Origin of the sequence: Achromobacter sp. ACM02 (assembly GCF_014851605.1) — a bacterium.
In the GTDB taxonomy this organism is placed as follows: Bacteria; Pseudomonadota; Gammaproteobacteria; order Burkholderiales; family Burkholderiaceae_B; genus Achromobacter; species Achromobacter aegrifaciens.
The window spans coordinates 385,008-400,555 of record NZ_JACUZY010000005.1 but is presented as its reverse complement, the minus strand read 5'-3'; the positions used below and the strand labels follow the sequence as shown (position 1 = coordinate 400,555).

The following is a 15,548-nucleotide window of genomic DNA, read 5'->3' as shown; positions in this document are numbered from 1 at the left end:
TCCGCCATGGCTCAAACTCCGAATCCCGGCCGCACCCGCACCGTCCAGCCCCTGGCTGAGACGCCCCAGCGCGCCTCCATCCTGAAGAAACTGCACGCGCGCCCGACGGTGCGCGGCTCCGTCATCGCGCTGACCATCCTGATCGTCCTGGTGGTCTTCGCGCCTTTCTTCGCGCCGCAGAATCCCTACGACCTCGCCAACCTTTCGCTGATGGACGGCCGCCTGGCGCCGCGCCAGGCGCTGATGGACGGCAGCATCGCCTGGCTCGGCACCGACGACCAGGGCCGCGACATGCTCAGCGCCATCCTGTATGGCCTGCGCATCAGCCTGATGGTGGGCCTGTCCGCCGTGGTCCTGGCCACCGCCGTGGGCGGCGCCATCGGCCTGGTGGCCGCTTATGTCGGCGGCGTGGTCGATACCGTGCTCATGCGCATCGTCGACTTCATCCTGGGCTTTCCGACCATCCTGGTGGCGCTGGTGCTGCTGGTGGTGCTGGGGCGAGGGGTCGACAAGGTGATCCTGGCGTTGGTGCTGGTGCAGTGGGGGCATTACGCCCGCATCATGCGCAGCCGCGCCCTGCAGGAACGCCGCAAGGAATACGTGGAAGCCGCCGCCAACCTGGGCTTCCCCGCCTGGCGCATCATGCTGTTCCACCTGCTGCCCAACTGCCTGGGCCCCGTCATGGTGTTCGCCACCATCCAGATCGCGACCGCGATCGCGCTGGAAGCCACGCTGTCGTTCCTAGGCGTGGGCGTGCCCATCACCGAACCGTCGCTGGGCCTGCTGATTTCCAACGGTTTCCAGTACCTGCTGTCGGGCGACTACTGGATCAGCCTGTTCCCGGGCATCGCCCTGCTGGTGCTGATCCTCTCCATCAACATCGTGGGCGACCGCCTGCGCGAAAGCCTGGACCCGAAGAGATGAGGCCCACCCCCGAAGCGCTGCGCGCTTCCCCCTCAAGGGGGCATGCCTGCGGACCGGCAAAGCCGGCTCCGCGGCATCCCGATGGAGCTATCTCCATTACATGCGCCGCGGTTGGCGCAATGGGCAACTGAAATGAGCGAAAACATTCTTGAGGTGCGCGGCCTGCGCACCGCATTCCATACCGAAGCCGGCGCGTGGCTGGCGGTCGACGGCGTCGACCTGACCGTGCGCCGCGGCGAGATCGTCGGCCTGGTCGGCGAATCGGGTTCCGGCAAATCCGTCACCGGCTTTTCGCTCCTGGGCCTGATCGACCCGCCCGGGGAAGTGGTGGACGGCGAAGTGAAGTTCAAGGGCACGGACCTGCGCAAGCTGAGCGAAGAGCAGATGCGCCAGTTGCGCGGCAACCGCATCGCCATGATCTTCCAGGATCCCCTGATGACGCTCAATCCGGTGCTGCGCATCGGTGAGCAGATGATGGAAGCCATCCTGACCCACGAAGACGTGCCGCGCGCCGAAGCCGAGGAACGCTGCCGCGAGGCGCTGGCCATGGTCGGCATTCCTTCGCCCGAAAAGCGCCTGAAGAGCTATCCGCACGAATTCTCGGGCGGCATGCGCCAGCGCGTGGCGATCGCGATCGCCATGCTGAACAAGCCCGACCTGATCATCTGCGACGAGCCGACCACGGCGCTGGACGTCACCATCCAGGGCCAGATCCTCTACCGCATGCAGGAGATCTGCCGCGAGCACAACACCGCGCTGATCTGGATCACCCACGACCTGGGCGTGGTGGCTGAACTGGCCGACCGCGTGGCCGTGATGTACGCAGGCCGCATCGTCGAAAGCGGCCCGGTCGAAGAAGTGCTGGACGCGCCGCGCCACCCCTACACCAAGGGCCTGCTGGATTCGATGCCCGGCGCCACCCAGCCCGGCGCGCGCCTGCACCAGATCAACGGCATGGCGCCCAGCCTCGCCGGCCGCCCCTCGGGCTGTCCGTTCCGCCCGCGCTGCACCAGCGCGGTCACGCGTTGCACCGAACAAGCCCCCACTGTCACCACCGAAGGCGCGCGCAACTACCGCTGCTACGTGCCGATTACCCGCGAGGCCCAGCCGGTATGAGCCAAGCCGATACTCCCGTCATCGAGCTCAAGAACGTCCACAAGCGCTTCGAGCAGCGGCCCGACCTGGCCCAGCGCATCCTGGCCCTGACCGGCCGTCCCATCGACCGCCGCACCGTGTATGCGGTCAACGGCGTGGACCTGTCCATCAAGCGCGGCGAAGTCGTGGGCCTGGTCGGCGAATCCGGCTGCGGCAAGTCCACGCTGGGCCGCGTCGTTGCCGGCCTGCATGGCCAGACTGAAGGCCAGCTGCTGTACCAGGGCCAGGAAGCCCGCCGCCTGCGCGGCGCCGACAAGCTGGCCTATACGCTGGGCGTGCAGATGATCTTCCAGGATCCGCAGGCCTCGCTGAATCCGCGCCAGCGCCTGCGCCAGATCCTGGGCGAATCGCTCAAGGTCCACAAACTGGCGCCCGCCGCCCAGATTCCCGCGCGCATCGACCAGGCGCTGAAGGAAGTGGGCCTGGACCCCGAGTACCGCGACCGCTTCCCGCACCAGATCTCGGGCGGCCAGCGCCAGCGCATCGGCATCGCGCGTGCGCTGATGGTGGCGCCGAAGTTCCTGGTCTGCGACGAGCCCGTGGCCGCGCTGGACGTGTCGATCCAGGCGCAGGTGATCAACCTGTTCATGGACCTGCGCGAACAGCACGGCTTCACCTACCTGTTCATCAGCCATGACCTGGGCGTGGTCAAGCACATCTCCGACCGCGTGGCGATCATGTACCTGGGCAAGATCGTGGAAATCTCCACGTCGGCCGAGATCTTCGCGCGCGCCAACCATCCCTACACCCAGGCCCTGATGGCCGAGGTGCCGGACGTGGGCCGCCGCGGCCGCAAGTTCACGCCGATCAAGGGCGAGATCCCGTCGCCGCTGAATCCGCCGCCGGGCTGTACCTTCAATCCCCGCTGCCCCCACGCCATGCCGCGCTGCCGCGAGCAGGCGCCGGTCCTGAAAGAAATCTCGGCAGGCCATTGGTCGGCCTGCCACCTGAATGAGGCGAACGCCTGATGAAACCCTCCGAGATGTCCAACGTCGACCGCATCGCCATCGAACTGGGCCATGCCGGCCGCAACGCCATCCTGTATGTGGACGAGGACCGCAACTCCGACCGCCCCTTCAAGCTGCAGACCTACCGCCCCTACGGCTACACGCCCGACATGCCGGTGGTCATCGTGCAGCACGGCGTGCTGCGCAACGGCGACGAGTACCGCGATTTCTGGGTGGAAGCCGCCGACAAGCACAAGCTGCTGATCGTGGCGCTGACCTTCTCCAACGAGATCTGGCCCGGCGTGGAAAGCTACAACAACGGCCGCGTGTTCTCGGCCGGCGGCAATCCGCGCCACATCGACGGCTGGACCTACGCGTTGGTGGGCAATGTCATCAAGGACCTGATCGCCGGCGAAATCACCGACGGCCAGAACGTCTACCTGTTCGGCCACTCCGCCGGCGGCCAGTTCGTGCACCGCCTGATGAGCAGCCAGTCGCACGCGCCGTTCAAGGCCGTGGCTGCCGGCAACCCGGGCTGGTACACGCTGCCCACGTTCGACTATCCCTTCCCTGAAGGCATGGACGGCGTAGGCATGACGGAAGACCACCTGGTGAAGCTGCTGGCCTATCCGATGACCATCCTGGCGGGCGACCAGGACATCGCCACCGACGACCCCAACCTGCCGTCCGAACCCGCCGCCATGCGCCAGGGCCCGCACCGTTTCGCACGCGCGCAGAACTACTTCGAGTTCGGCCGCAAGGAAGCCGAGCGCCGCGGCGTGCCGTTCGGCTGGAAGCTGCAGGTCGTACCGGGCATCGGCCACGACGGCCGCGCCATGTCCGCCGTCTGCGCCAGCCTCTGGTTCGACGGCAAGATGCCCGACGCCGCCGAACTGGCCCGCCTGGCCGGCCAGCAGGTCGCCTGACCGCCCCCACTTTCTTCGTTGCAGATATCCGATACCGTCATGTCCAACACCCAGAGCACTGAACAGATCGTCGCCGGCATCAAGAGCTGGCTGCAATGCGAATCGCCCTCGAACTTCCCCGAGGGCATCGCCGCCATGGCGCGCATCATCGCCGACTACGCCGCGGCCGCCGGCCTGACGGTGGAGCTATCGTCCCTGGGCCCGACCACGGGTCCGCTGCTGTACGCGACCAACCGCGCCCCCGGCGACACGCGCCCCGGCATCCTGATCCTGGCGCACATGGACACGGTGCATCCGGTGGGCACGCTGCTGGAGAACCCGGTGCGCATCGAAGGCGACCGCCTCTATGGGCCGGGCGGCTACGACATGAAGGCCGGCATCTACCTGGCGCTGACGGCGCTGTCCGGCCTGGCGCGCCCCGGCGCGACCCAGCTGCCGGTGGACTTTCTGGTGGTGCCCGACGAAGAAACCGGCAGCCACGCGTCGCGCGCGCACATCGAGCGCTTTGCCGCCAACGCCAAGTACGCGCTGGTCTGCGAACCCGCCCGCCCCAACGGCGGCAAGTGCGTCACGGCGCGCAAGGGCACCGGCATGCTGAACCTGAACGTCAAGGGACGTCCGGCCCATGCCGGCATGCAGCACGAGAAAGGCCGCAGCGCCATCCGCGAAATGGCCCACCAGGTGCTGGCGCTGGAAGCCATGACCGACTATGACCGCGGCATTACCGTCAGCGTCGGCACCATCGCCGGCGGCACCGTGACCAACACCGTGCCGGCGCTGTGCCGCTGCGTGGTCGACTTCCGCGTGCCCGACATGGGCGCCGCCGAAGACGTGCTGCGCCGCATGCGCGAGCTGTGCGCCGTGGGTCCGGACGTGGAACTGGACATCGACGTGGAACTGAACCGCCCGCCCATGGTGAAGACCGAAGCCGCCGCCGATCTGCTGGCGCTGGTGCAGGGCTATGCCGAACGCGCCGGCTTCCTGCTGGAAGACGCGCCCATGACGGGCGGCGGCAGCGACGCCAACTTCACGTCCGCCATGGGCATCCCGACGCTGGACGGCCTGGGCGCCGACGGCGACGGCGCGCACACCTTGAACGAGTACATCCTGGTTTCGACGCTGGAACAGCGCATGAAATTCTGGGAACTGCTGCTGAAAGAACTGGCGTAAACAGTCCTTGCCGCCACCGATAGCCGTGCGCCGGCGGCTGCTGGCGCCGGCGTTCGCCATGCAGGTCCTGTTCGCGGCTGGCGCAGCGCACGCGCACGCCGGACAGGCCGAACCGGACCGCAGCCTGCTGGCCGACCGTCCGGCCCGTCCCGCGCCGGCCCAGCCGGGCTGGCTCGTCGTCGTCGACAATTGGCAGACGCTGGAAGGCGGCGCCAACACGGCCCGCATCAAGCAACGCACCACCGGCCTGTATGGCGGCGGCGAATTCGACGCGGGCGCCGGCTGGCGGCTGGGCGGCGCGCTGGGCGCTACCCGCAGCCGCGTCCGCATCGACGCGGCCAATGCGCGGGTGGACGTATACAGCTATACCGCGGGGCTCTACGGCAAGAAGTCGTTCGACGCCGGCCCCGGCAAGCTGAACCTGCTGACGGCCGCCTCCTACACCTGGCACGACATCGACACCCGGCGGCATTTCGAGATGCCCGGCATCGCCCGGCAGACCTTGACCGCCGACTTCAGCGCCTACACCGCGCAGGCCTTTTCGGAACTGGGCTACGAGCTGCCGCTGTCGGAAAGCGCGACCATCGAGCCATTCGCGGGCCTGGCGGTGCGCAACGTGCGCACGCGCAGCTTCAGCGAATCGGGCGGATTCACCGCGCTCTCGGCCGATGCGGGACGGATCCGGCAGACCACCACCACGCTGGGCCTGCGCGGCCAGACCGGCTTCGCGCTCGGCCCCACCTTCGGCAGACTGCACGCGACACTGGGCTGGCGCCGCGCCTTTGGCGACGTACAACCGGAAACCACCCTGGTGCTGGACGGCGGCAGCGTGCTGACGGTCGCCGGCGCGCCCATCGCCCGGTCCGCCGCGCTGGCGGGCGCCGGCCTGGAAATCGCCGTGTCGCGCTCGGCCGTCATCGGCCTGGCATACGGCGGCCAGTATGGCGGCGGCAACCGCGAACACACCGGGTCGCTGAGCCTGCGCTGGGCCTTCGGCAGCCTCTGAAAACCGCGGCCCTTTCGCCTTAGAATTACGCACCCAGACTGCGCACTTCCTCTTTCATCATGGCCGATTCCCCCAAGCCCCTCAGCGCCATCGCCTATGGCGTCGCCACGCTGGCCGCCGACGGCGCCATCCTGGATACCTGGTATCCGCGTCCCTCGCTGGCCGACAACTCGCCGGCCACCGGCACCCGCCACCTGTCGCCCGAGGAAGCCCGCGCCGCGCTGGGCGAACATGTGCCCACCGCCCTGGTCCGCGACACCCGCCGCAAGGTCGACATCGTCGCCGTGCGTACCGCGATCTCGTCGCTGGACGAACCGCCGGTCGATGCGCACGACGCCTATCTGCGCCTGCACCTGCTCAGCCACCGGCTGATCCGTCCGCACGACGCCAACCTGGACGGCCTGTTCAACGTGCTGGCCAACGTCGCCTGGACGTCGGCCGGGCCCTGCGCGGTGGATCAGGTGGATGCGCTGCGCTGGCATCTGCGCGCCTCCGGACAGATCCTGGAAATCCGCGGCGTGGACAAGATTCCCCGCATGACCGACTACGTCATGCCCAGCGGCGTGCGCATCGCCGACACCGCGCGCGTGCGCCTGGGCGCGCATCTGTCGCCCGGCACCACGGTGCTGCATGAAGGTTTCTGCAATTTCAACGCCGGCACGCTGGGCGCGTCCATGGTCGAAGGCCGCATCAGCGCCGGCGTCATCGTCGACGACGGCAGCGACATCGGCGGCGGCGCATCCATCATGGGCACCATGTCCGGCGGCGGCAAGCAGGTGGTATCCATCGGCAAGCGCTGCCTGCTGGGCGCCAACTCGGGCATAGGAATTTCGCTGGGCGACGACTGCGTGGTGGAAGCCGGCTGCTACGTCACCGCCGGCACGCGCGTGCTGACGCCGGAAGGCGCGGTGGTGAAGGCCACCTCGCTGGCGGGTCAGCAAGGCCTGCTGTTCCGCCGCAATTCGCAGACCGGCGCCGTGGAGTGCCTGGTGCGCACCGCTGCCTGGGGCACGCTGAATCCGGCCCTGCATACGGGCCACTGAAGCCCGGCCCGGCTCAGGCCCCCGGCGGCACCGGCACGAACGGATAGTGCGCCACCGTGCCGCCGCCCGCGATGATGGCGGTGGCTTCGGGCACTTCCTCCCAGGCGCCGGGCATCTCGGTCAAGGGCTCCGACAGCAGCAGGAATGCGTCGTCATCCAGCGCCGCGATCTGCGGATTGTCGGGATATAGCTGGCGCAGATGGCGCACGCAGGTGTTGTGGAACAGCGTGCGTGAATCGGCCTCGCTGGAATAGCGCACGGCGATCAGCCGCTGGCCGTCCAGCGCGCACACCGTCATGTTGATGGGCTGCGCCACGCCATGCCGCCTGCCCGTCTCTTCCACCGCACCCACCATGCGGGCCAGCGCCGCCAGCGGGTCTTCCTCCAGGCCGAAGCTCAAAGCCAGCAGGAACATCACCTCGGAATCCGTCGACCCTTCCAGCGAGCCGAAATAGGCCGGCGCGATCATCAGCATCAGGTCGCGCCTGAGCAACGGATAGTCGCGGATGACGCCGTTGTGCACGAACAGCCACTGGCCGTGGCGAAACGGATGGCAGTTGGTTTCCTGCGCGGGCGTGTCGGTGGCGGCGCGGATGTGCGCCACGAACAGCGGCGCGTGGATCGCGCGCGCCGCTTCCCGCAGATTGCGGTCGTTCCAGGCCGGATGCACGCTGCGGTAGCGGAACGGCGGCTCCGGCGGCCGGCCTTCGTGTTGACGGCCATACCAGCCCAGCCCGAAGCCGTCGCCATTGGTGGTGGTAGCGCCCAGCCGCGAGTGCAGGCTCTGGTCGATCAGGGAGTGCTTGGCCTTGAACAGCACGCTCTCCATCTGTATGGGACTACCGGTATAAGCCAGCCAGCGACACATGGCGCGCTCCTTCGATCCACGGAATTGCCGCGCCCCGGACGGCGGGGCGGGCGCAGTCCAGTGTAGGAGCAGGCCGCGGCTTTCCACAAGCCGCCGCCCCGCCCCTATTTCTTCAGCAACGCCTTGAGCATGGCCATGCGCTCCTTGGGATTCATTGCAGCGGTGGCCGCGTCTTCCTGCATGCGCACATCGCCCAGGCCCATTTCCTCGATGAAGCGCGAAGGCTCGCGCACCAGGTCTTCGCGCGCGCGGCGGCGGCGCTTGCACCAGCTCAGGTTCAGGCTGCGCTGCGCGCGCGTGATGCCCACGTACATGAGCCGGCGCTCTTCCTGGATGCGCGAAGCCAGGTTCTCGGCCGCGCGCGCCGGATCGCCGACCTCGTCATCCTTGCCCAGGTGCGGCAGCAAGCCTTCCTCGACGCCCGCGAGGTACACGTGCGGATACTCCAGCCCCTTGGAAGCATGCAGGGTGGACATCTTCACCGCATCGGGCTCTTCTTCCTCGCCGCGCTCCAGCATGGTGACCAGCGCCACATGCTGCACCAGGTCGAAGAGCGTCATGTTGTCTTCTTCGGCCTTGCGCTTGAGCCATCCGGTCAGCTCCAGCACGTTCTGCCAGCGCGTCTGCGCGGGCCGCTCTTCGAACAGCTCGTACAGATGGCGTTCGTACTGGATGGCTTCCAGCAGATCGTCCAGCAGCACGCCCGCGGGCTCGGACGGCGCGGCGTCCTTCGCATCGGCCGCGCCACGGCCGGCGCGCCATTGCATGCGGCGGATGAACTCGGTGAAGGTGCGCAGCGGCTCCAGCTGCCGTGGCGCCAGCAGGCTTTCCAGGCCGGTCTCGGCCACGGCCGCCAGCAGCGACAGCTCGCGGCTTGCGGCGTACTGCCCCAGCGTCTGCAAGGTGGCCTGGCCGATGCCGCGCTTGGGCGTGGTGGCCGCGCGGATGAAGGCCGGATCGTCGTCGTCGTTGGCCAGGATGCGCAGATAGGCCAGCACGTCGCGCACTTCGGTCTTGTCGAAGAAACTCTGCCCGCCCGAGATCGTGTACGGGATCTTCAGGTTGCGCAGCGCCTGTTCCAGGATGCGCGACTGATGATTGCTGCGGTACAGGATGGCAAAATCCTTCCACTGCGCCTGGCGCTCGAAGCGCGAAGCCGACACCTTCATGGCGATGGATTCGGCCTCCTGCTCCTCGCCGTCCATGGCCGATACCAGGATGGGTTCGCCCACGCCCAGATCGGACCATAGCTTCTTGTCGAACAGCTTGGGGTTCTTTTCGATCACCTGGTTTGCGGCCGCCAGGATGCGCTGCACCGACCGGTAGTTCTGCTCCAGCTTGATGAGCTTGATGTTGGGGTAGTCGGTGGTCAGCTTGGCCAGGTTCTCGATGGTTGCGCCACGCCAGGCGTAGATCGCCTGGTCGTCATCGCCCACCGCCGTGAACATGGCGCGCGAACCCGTCAGGAGCTGCACCAGGCGGTACTGGCACACGTTGGTGTCCTGGTATTCGTCCACCAGCAGATAACGCACGCGGTTCTGCCAGCGGGTGCGCACTTCTTCGTTGTTGGCCAGCAGCAGCGCGGGGATGCGGATCAGGTCGTCGAAGTCCACCGCCTGGTAGGCGGCCAGCGTGGCGGCGTAGCTGCGGTAGACGTTGGCCGCCTCCACGTCGGCCGGCGTGATGGCTTCGCGCGCGGCATCGTCCGGCTCCATCAAGCCGTTCTTCCACAGCGAGATGATGCCCTGCACGTGGCGCAGGCGGGCCTTGTCGGTCGTGTTCAAGAGTTCCTGGATGATGGCCATGGCATCGTCGGCGTCCAGGATCGAAAACGTCGGCTTCAGGCCCGCGTTGCGCGCCTCCTCGCGCAGCATCTTCACGCCCAGCGAATGGAAGGTGCTGATGATCAGGCCCTTGGACAGCTTGCGATCCACCAGGGTCTTCACGCGTTCGTCCATCTCGCGCGCGGCCTTGTTGGTGAAGGTCAGCGCCACCACGTTGCGCCCCATATAGCCGCACTCGCGCAGCAGGTAGGCGATCTTCTGCGTGATCACGCGCGTCTTGCCGCTGCCGGCGCCGGCCAGCACCAGGCAGGGGCCGTCCAGGTACAGCACCGCTTCGCGTTGAGCGGGGTTCATGCCTTGGGCTATAGGTTCGCTGGCGGACATTCGAGTCAGGTGATCATGCATCGCGGCGGCCGCATTGAAGCTGCGGCCAGCAAGCACGGAGCTTGCGGCCGCCCGTCAGCGGGCCGGTAACACGCGAGAAAAAGGGGACGGGCGCAGCCGCCACGGCGGGCCTGCCGCGCCGGCGCGATAGAGGAGAAAGATCATAGAACAATCGGATCGACGGCGCATTGGCCCCGGCCGCAGCCGATCAGATTTCCAGCGGATCGACTTCCAGTTGCCAGCGCACGCGGGCCTCGTTGGCCAGGTACGGCAGGTGGTGCGACCAGGACGCCAGGAAGGCCTGCAAAGCCGGACGGCTGCTGCTTTCCGCCAGCAATTGGGCGCGCTCGATATTGGCCACGCGCACCACGCGCAGCGGCACCGGGTCGTACAGCATGATGGCGTCCAGGCCTGGAAAATCGGCCGCCCATTCACCCTCGGGCAAGGCCCGCGCCCGCTCCAGGAATTCCAGCGCCACCTTCAGCTCGCGCGCCTCCGCGGTCAGCAGGGCCTGGTAAACGAAAGGCGGCAGGCCGGTGCTTTCCCGCTCGTGCAGGGCATGGCGGGCAAAGCCCGCGTAGTCATGCCGCAGCAGCGCCTGATAGACCGGCTGCTCGGGGTAGTTGGTCTGTATCAGCACCTCGCCGTTGCCTTGATGGCGGCCGGCGCGGCCCGCCACCTGCATCAGCTGCGCGAACAGGCGCTCGGGCGCGCGGAAGTCATGCGCGAACAACATAGAGTCCGCATTCAGCACACCCACCAATCCCAGGCGCGCGAAGTCGTGGCCCTTGGCCACCATCTGCGTGCCCACCAGGATGTCCACCTCGCCGGCATGCACCGAGGCGAACAGCGCTTCGGCGCTGCCCTTCTTGCGCGTGCTGTCGGCGTCGATGCGCAGGATGCGCGCCTCGGGAAACAATTCCGCCAGATGTTCTTCCACCCGCTGCGTGCCGCGCCCCATGGGCGCCAGGTCCTGGTCGCCGCATTCGGGACAAGCGCGCGGCACCGGGGCCTGGTAGCCGCAGTGATGGCACTGCAGGCGATGGCCGCGGCCGTCGGTACGGTGCAGGACGGTAAATGCAGTGCAGCGCGGGCAATTGCTGACCCACGCGCAGGACTGGCAATGCAGCACCGGCGAATAGCCGCGGCGGTTCAGGAAGATGAGGGACTGTTCCTTGCGTTCCAGGCGCTGTCCGATGGCATCCAGCAGTTGCGGCGACATGCCCTGCTTCAGTTGCAGGCGCCGCGTGTCGATCAGGCGCATGGACGGCAGGCTGCTGGCGCGCGCCCGGCCCGGCAGGGTCAGGCGCAGGTAGCGCCCGCGCTCGGCATGCTGCCAGGTCTCCAGGGACGGCGTGGCCGACCCCAGCACTACTGGAATATTCAGGTCATGGGCGCGCCACACCGCCAGGTCGCGCGCCGAATAGCGCAAGCCGTCCTGCTGCTTGTAGGACGCGTCGTGCTCCTCGTCCACCACGATCAGGCCCAGCTGGCTCAAGGGCGCGAACACCGACATGCGCGTGCCCAGCAGCATGCGGGCCTCGCCGCGCTGGGCGCGGGTCCAGGCCTGCAAGCGTTCGCCATCGGACAGGCCGCTATGCATGACGGCCAGACCGTCCGGTCCAACGAGTGCCTCCAGGCGCGCGCGCAGCGCGCCTTCGAGCTGCGGCGTCAGGTTGATTTCGGGCACCATCAGCAACACCTGGCGTCCCGCCGCCAGCACCCTTTCGGCCGCGCGCAGGTACACCTCGGTCTTGCCGCTGCCCGTCACCCCGTGCAGCAACACGGGCTTGAACCCGTCCAGCGCGCCTATGGCGTCCACCGCCTCGCGCTGGGCGTCGTTGAGCTCCGGCGGCTGGTCGGCCTGGGCCGGCGCGCGCGCCGTCTTGCGCTTGCGCCCGTCCAGGCGCGCCACGGGGCCGCCCGCCGAGCGCTTGCCCTGGTAGGCCGTGGGCTTGCGCAGCGGCGGCGGCAGCGTGGGCAGCATCACCTCGCCCAGCGGCCGCTGGTAGTAGTCAGCGGCAAAGCGGGCCAGGCGCAGCCAGTCCTCGTCAAAGGGCGGCAGGTCATCCAGCACCTCTTCGATCGGCCGGATCTGCTTGGGGTCGAAGGACGGCTCCGCCGGGTTGTCCACCACCACGCCGATCAGCTTGCGGCGGCCGAACGGCACGATGACCCGCAGGCCCACCGTCACCGGCGCGTCGCTGCGGTAGTCGAACGGACCCGGCAGGGGCACGTCCAGCGCCACCCGCACCCAGCAGACCGCGGGGGTCGTGTTCGACAGCGTTTCAGACATGGGTGCTAGGACGGAGCATGTAGAAGGATGATCCCGGATGATGCCGGCGCGCTCCATTTTCCGCCTGTGGATAACTTTGGGGAAAAGGCAGGAGCAACATCGGAAATTGGAATTTGACAAGATTGCGCAAACTTGCGAAATCTTGTTGAAAACTCTCATTTCACCATTTAAAACAATGACTTATGAGAGCTTCCGAGATTGTAAACTAGCATCTAAAGGGTTTTCCCCGAGGGCAATCTTGCTGTGCACAAGTGTCATCAGGGACCCTCCTGCTCCGGCCCTGTAGACCGAAGCGTCCACTCACTTACCCTCGCAGCGAACGGCTGTGCTGGTGGACTTCATCAACCAATTCGGCTACGGCTTCTGGCGGAGTAAAGCGGGATATGCCGTGGCCCAGGTTGAACACGTGGCCGCCCTTGCCGACCGGTCCGAACGCGTCCAGCACGCGCCGCGCCTCGGCACGGATGGCGGGTCCGCCACCGAACAAGGCCATGGGGTCGAGGTTGCCCTGGAACGCGACCGAGTCCCCGGTGCGGCGCCGCGCGGCGGCCAGATCCACCGTCCAGTCCAGGCCCACGGCATCGGCGCCGCAAGCGGCGATCTGTTCCAGCCACTGGCCGCCGCCCTTGGTGAAGACGATGGCCGGCACGCGGCGGCCTTCGTGTTCGCGGGTCAGCCCGGCCACGACCTTGCGGGTGTAGGCCAGCGAGAACTGCTGGAACAGTCCGTCGGCCAGCACGCCGCCCCAGCTGTCGAACAGCATCACGGCTTGGGCGCCGGCGGCGATCTGCGCGTTCAAGTACTGCAGCGTGGCTTCGGCGTTGATTTCGAGGATGCGGTGCAGCAGGTCGGGACGCGCATACAGCATCGTCTTGATCAGGCGATAGTCGTCGCTGCCCTGGCCTTCCACCATGTAGCAGGCGATGGTCCAGGGACTGCCGGCAAAGCCGATCAGCGGCACCTTGCCGTCCAGGTCGCGCCGGATCGTGCGCACGGCATCGAATACATAGCGCAGCTTGTCCATGTCCGGCACTTCCAGGCGCGCCACGTCTTCTTCGGTACGCACCGGACGGGCGAAGCGCGGGCCCTCGCCTTCGGCGAAGTCCAGGCCCAGGCCCATGGCGTGCGGCACCGTCAGGATGTCCGAGAACAGAATGGCCGCATCCAGGTCGAAACGCTCCAGCGGCTGCAGCGTGACTTCCGAGGCGTAGTCCGGGTTCTGAGCGAGGCCCATGAAGGAACCTGCGCGGGCCCGCGTCTGGCGGTATTCAGGCAGGTAGCGGCCGGCCTGGCGCATCAGCCAGATCGGGGTATAGGGCACGGGCTCGCGCAGCAGCGAGCGCAAGAACACATCGTTCTTCAGTACGGAAGCAGACACGACTATCCTCGATGATCGGAAGCCGTGATTTTACTTCCCCTGGCTGACAAGTCGCAGCCAGGCTCTGCGCCGGACTTGCCCGCGCGCAAGCGGGGCGCTTTCAGGGGCAAGGCGGCGCGCGCGGCGCCCCGCCCGCTGGCCGTGCGTCGACCGACCGCCGGCAGGTCCGTCGCTTCAGGCCCCCCGCTCCTGCGCGGCCTGCCGGTACGGCGCCGCCTCGATGCCGTGCTTGCGCATCAGCGCCCAGAACGCCCGCCGGTGCTTGCAGCAAGCCCGCGCCGCCTGCGCCACGTTGCCGCCATGGCGCGACAGCGCAAGCCGGATATAGTCGCGCTCGAAGCCGTCCACCACCCGCGCCTTCGCGATGCGGAAGGATTCATGCGCAGGCCGCGGATGCGGTTTGCGCATGCCCGACAAGGTTTGCTCTACCAGATCCTGTGGCACCCGGGCGTGCAACGCAGCGAGCCTCGGCGCCCCGTCCGCGCCCAGTTCCATCCGCGCCTCGCGATAAGCCGTCGTGGGCTCGCGGATATCCGCCCGCGCCGCGCCACGCCCGTGCGCCGCGCCGGCCAGGCGGCCAAGCCGCACCCGCATGCTTTCCAGGCAGGCCGGCTGCATGATGAAATCCGACGCGCCCAGGCTCAGCAGGTCTTCGATCGCGGGCGCCTTCACATCGGAGATCAGCAACAGCACCGGCGTGCTCAATGCGCTGCCCGCCTGTTGCAGCGCCATGCGCGTCCAGGCGAGCGATGATGGCGCCACCGGCAGGATGCAGCAGTCGTAGCGCCTGAGCGCCACCGCCAGCCGGGCCAGCGCCTGCACGTCCGCTTCCTGGCTGTCGGCCTGCGCGTCGGCGTCGGTCTGCGCGCCTGACACGGCATCGCGCGCCGCCATGCCCGCGGTCGCATAGCGCACCGGACTCAGCGACACCAGATGGAGCCGCACGCGCGTCTGCCTGGCCGGGTGCAGCGCGACCAGATCGCGCATCGGCCCATCATGGCCGGGCGCCAGCAATACCCCGCAATCCAGGACTTCTCGCACGCTTCCCCCTACGCTTGACTAGGAAGATTGAAGGCTACTGTTGCAACCGGCGTGCAGCTATTCGTAGTGATCGCATTGCGGCCCGCACAAAGGACGGCGGACCTTCACTCGGCAATGAAAAAAACAGGTATGAAAAAAGCGGCCCTGAGGCCGCTTCTTTCGATTCCGGGGCGAACCCCGGGGCACAGCTTCGCCGCTTAGTGCGAACGGCCGCCTTGGCGCAGCTTGCGCGCCGCGATGGCTTGCGCAGCCAGCATGGCGAGTTCCGCTTCGACCACGGCGATGTCCGCCTTGTCCTTGGCGTTGGCCAGGGCCTGTTCGGCCTTCTGGCGCGCTTCCAGGGCGCGGGCTTCGTCCAGGTCGGCGGCACGGATAGCCGTGTCGGCCAGAACCGTCACGCTGCCCGGCTGCACTTCCAGAATGCCCCCGGCGACGAAGATGTTTTCCTCGCCTTGGTCGGCACGAACGATCTTGACCGTCCCGGGGCGTATGCGCGAAATCAGCGGGGTGTGGCCGGGCAGAATGCCCAGTTCACCCGCTTCGCCAGGCAGCACCACGAACTTCGCCTCACCGGAGAAGATCGCTTCCTCTGCGCTGACGACATCCACATGCAGGGTAGCCATATC

13 protein-coding genes are annotated in these 15,548 nt (G+C 67.7%); 7 read left to right on the top strand and 6 right to left on the bottom strand.

Features of this window, described 5'->3' with window-relative positions:
• Positions 1-6 precede the first annotated feature (6 nt).
• The 7 genes from IB258_RS17835 to dapD all read left to right on the top strand — a co-directional run bounded on the left by IB258_RS17835 (position 7) and on the right by dapD (position 7,171).
• Positions 7-924: an ABC transporter permease gene (locus IB258_RS17835; protein ID WP_125473640.1), complete on the top strand. Its 918-nt coding sequence runs from the start codon at positions 7-9 to the stop codon at positions 922-924.
• A gap of 132 nt (positions 925-1,056) precedes the next feature.
• Positions 1,057-2,040, top strand: a complete 984-nt coding sequence (locus IB258_RS17830; protein ID WP_175161204.1) for an ABC transporter ATP-binding protein — start codon at positions 1,057-1,059, stop codon at positions 2,038-2,040.
• Positions 2,037-3,047, top strand: a complete 1,011-nt coding sequence (locus tag IB258_RS17825; RefSeq protein ID WP_013391145.1) for an ABC transporter ATP-binding protein — start codon at positions 2,037-2,039, stop codon at positions 3,045-3,047. The genes IB258_RS17830 and IB258_RS17825 overlap by 4 nt, the downstream gene beginning before the upstream one ends.
• Positions 3,047-3,952 (top strand): hydrolase, encoded by a 906-nt coding sequence (locus IB258_RS17820; protein WP_054455171.1) that lies wholly within the window; start codon positions 3,047-3,049, stop codon positions 3,950-3,952. The genes IB258_RS17825 and IB258_RS17820 overlap by 1 nt, the downstream gene beginning before the upstream one ends.
• A 39-nt stretch (positions 3,953-3,991) precedes the next feature.
• Complete coding sequence (locus tag IB258_RS17815; protein ID WP_054455173.1) at positions 3,992-5,122, top strand: M20 family metallopeptidase; 1,131 nt, start codon at positions 3,992-3,994, stop codon at positions 5,120-5,122.
• Positions 5,123-5,129: 7 nt separating this feature from the next.
• Positions 5,130-6,128 (top strand): autotransporter outer membrane beta-barrel domain-containing protein, encoded by a 999-nt coding sequence (locus IB258_RS17810; protein WP_225590431.1) that lies wholly within the window; start codon positions 5,130-5,132, stop codon positions 6,126-6,128.
• A 59-nt stretch (positions 6,129-6,187) separates the two neighbouring features.
• Positions 6,188-7,171, top strand: a complete 984-nt coding sequence (gene dapD, locus IB258_RS17805) for a 2,3,4,5-tetrahydropyridine-2,6-dicarboxylate N-succinyltransferase (RefSeq protein WP_054455175.1) — start codon at positions 6,188-6,190, stop codon at positions 7,169-7,171.
• Between the two features lie 13 nt (positions 7,172-7,184).
• On the opposite strand, the gene IB258_RS17800 is transcribed toward dapD, so the two are convergent.
• The 6 genes from IB258_RS17800 to IB258_RS17775 all read right to left on the bottom strand — a co-directional run bounded on the left by IB258_RS17800 (position 7,185) and on the right by IB258_RS17775 (position 15,545).
• Positions 7,185-8,039, bottom strand: a complete 855-nt coding sequence (locus IB258_RS17800) for a class II glutamine amidotransferase (protein ID WP_054455178.1) — start codon at positions 8,037-8,039, stop codon at positions 7,185-7,187.
• A 104-nt stretch (positions 8,040-8,143) separates the two neighbouring features.
• The gene (locus IB258_RS17795) at positions 8,144-10,207 is read right to left on the bottom strand and encodes a UvrD-helicase domain-containing protein (protein ID WP_054455179.1); all 2,064 of its coding nucleotides are present in this window, start codon (positions 10,205-10,207) and stop codon (positions 8,144-8,146) included.
• A 208-nt stretch (positions 10,208-10,415) separates the two neighbouring features.
• Positions 10,416-12,503, bottom strand: coding sequence for a primosomal protein N' (locus IB258_RS17790; protein ID WP_054455181.1), 2,088 nt, complete (start codon positions 12,501-12,503; stop codon positions 10,416-10,418).
• Positions 12,504-12,807: 304 nt separating this feature from the next.
• Positions 12,808-13,881, bottom strand: a complete 1,074-nt coding sequence (gene hemE, locus IB258_RS17785) for a uroporphyrinogen decarboxylase (RefSeq protein ID WP_054455182.1) — start codon at positions 13,879-13,881, stop codon at positions 12,808-12,810.
• 174 nt (positions 13,882-14,055) lie between these two features.
• Positions 14,056-14,868, bottom strand: a complete 813-nt coding sequence (locus tag IB258_RS17780) for a helix-turn-helix domain-containing protein (protein WP_054455884.1) — start codon at positions 14,866-14,868, stop codon at positions 14,056-14,058.
• A gap of 251 nt (positions 14,869-15,119) precedes the next feature.
• Entirely contained in the window at positions 15,120-15,545 is a 426-nt protein-coding gene (locus tag IB258_RS17775; RefSeq protein WP_013391134.1) for a F0F1 ATP synthase subunit epsilon, read from the bottom strand.
• Positions 15,546-15,548 lie beyond the last annotated feature (3 nt).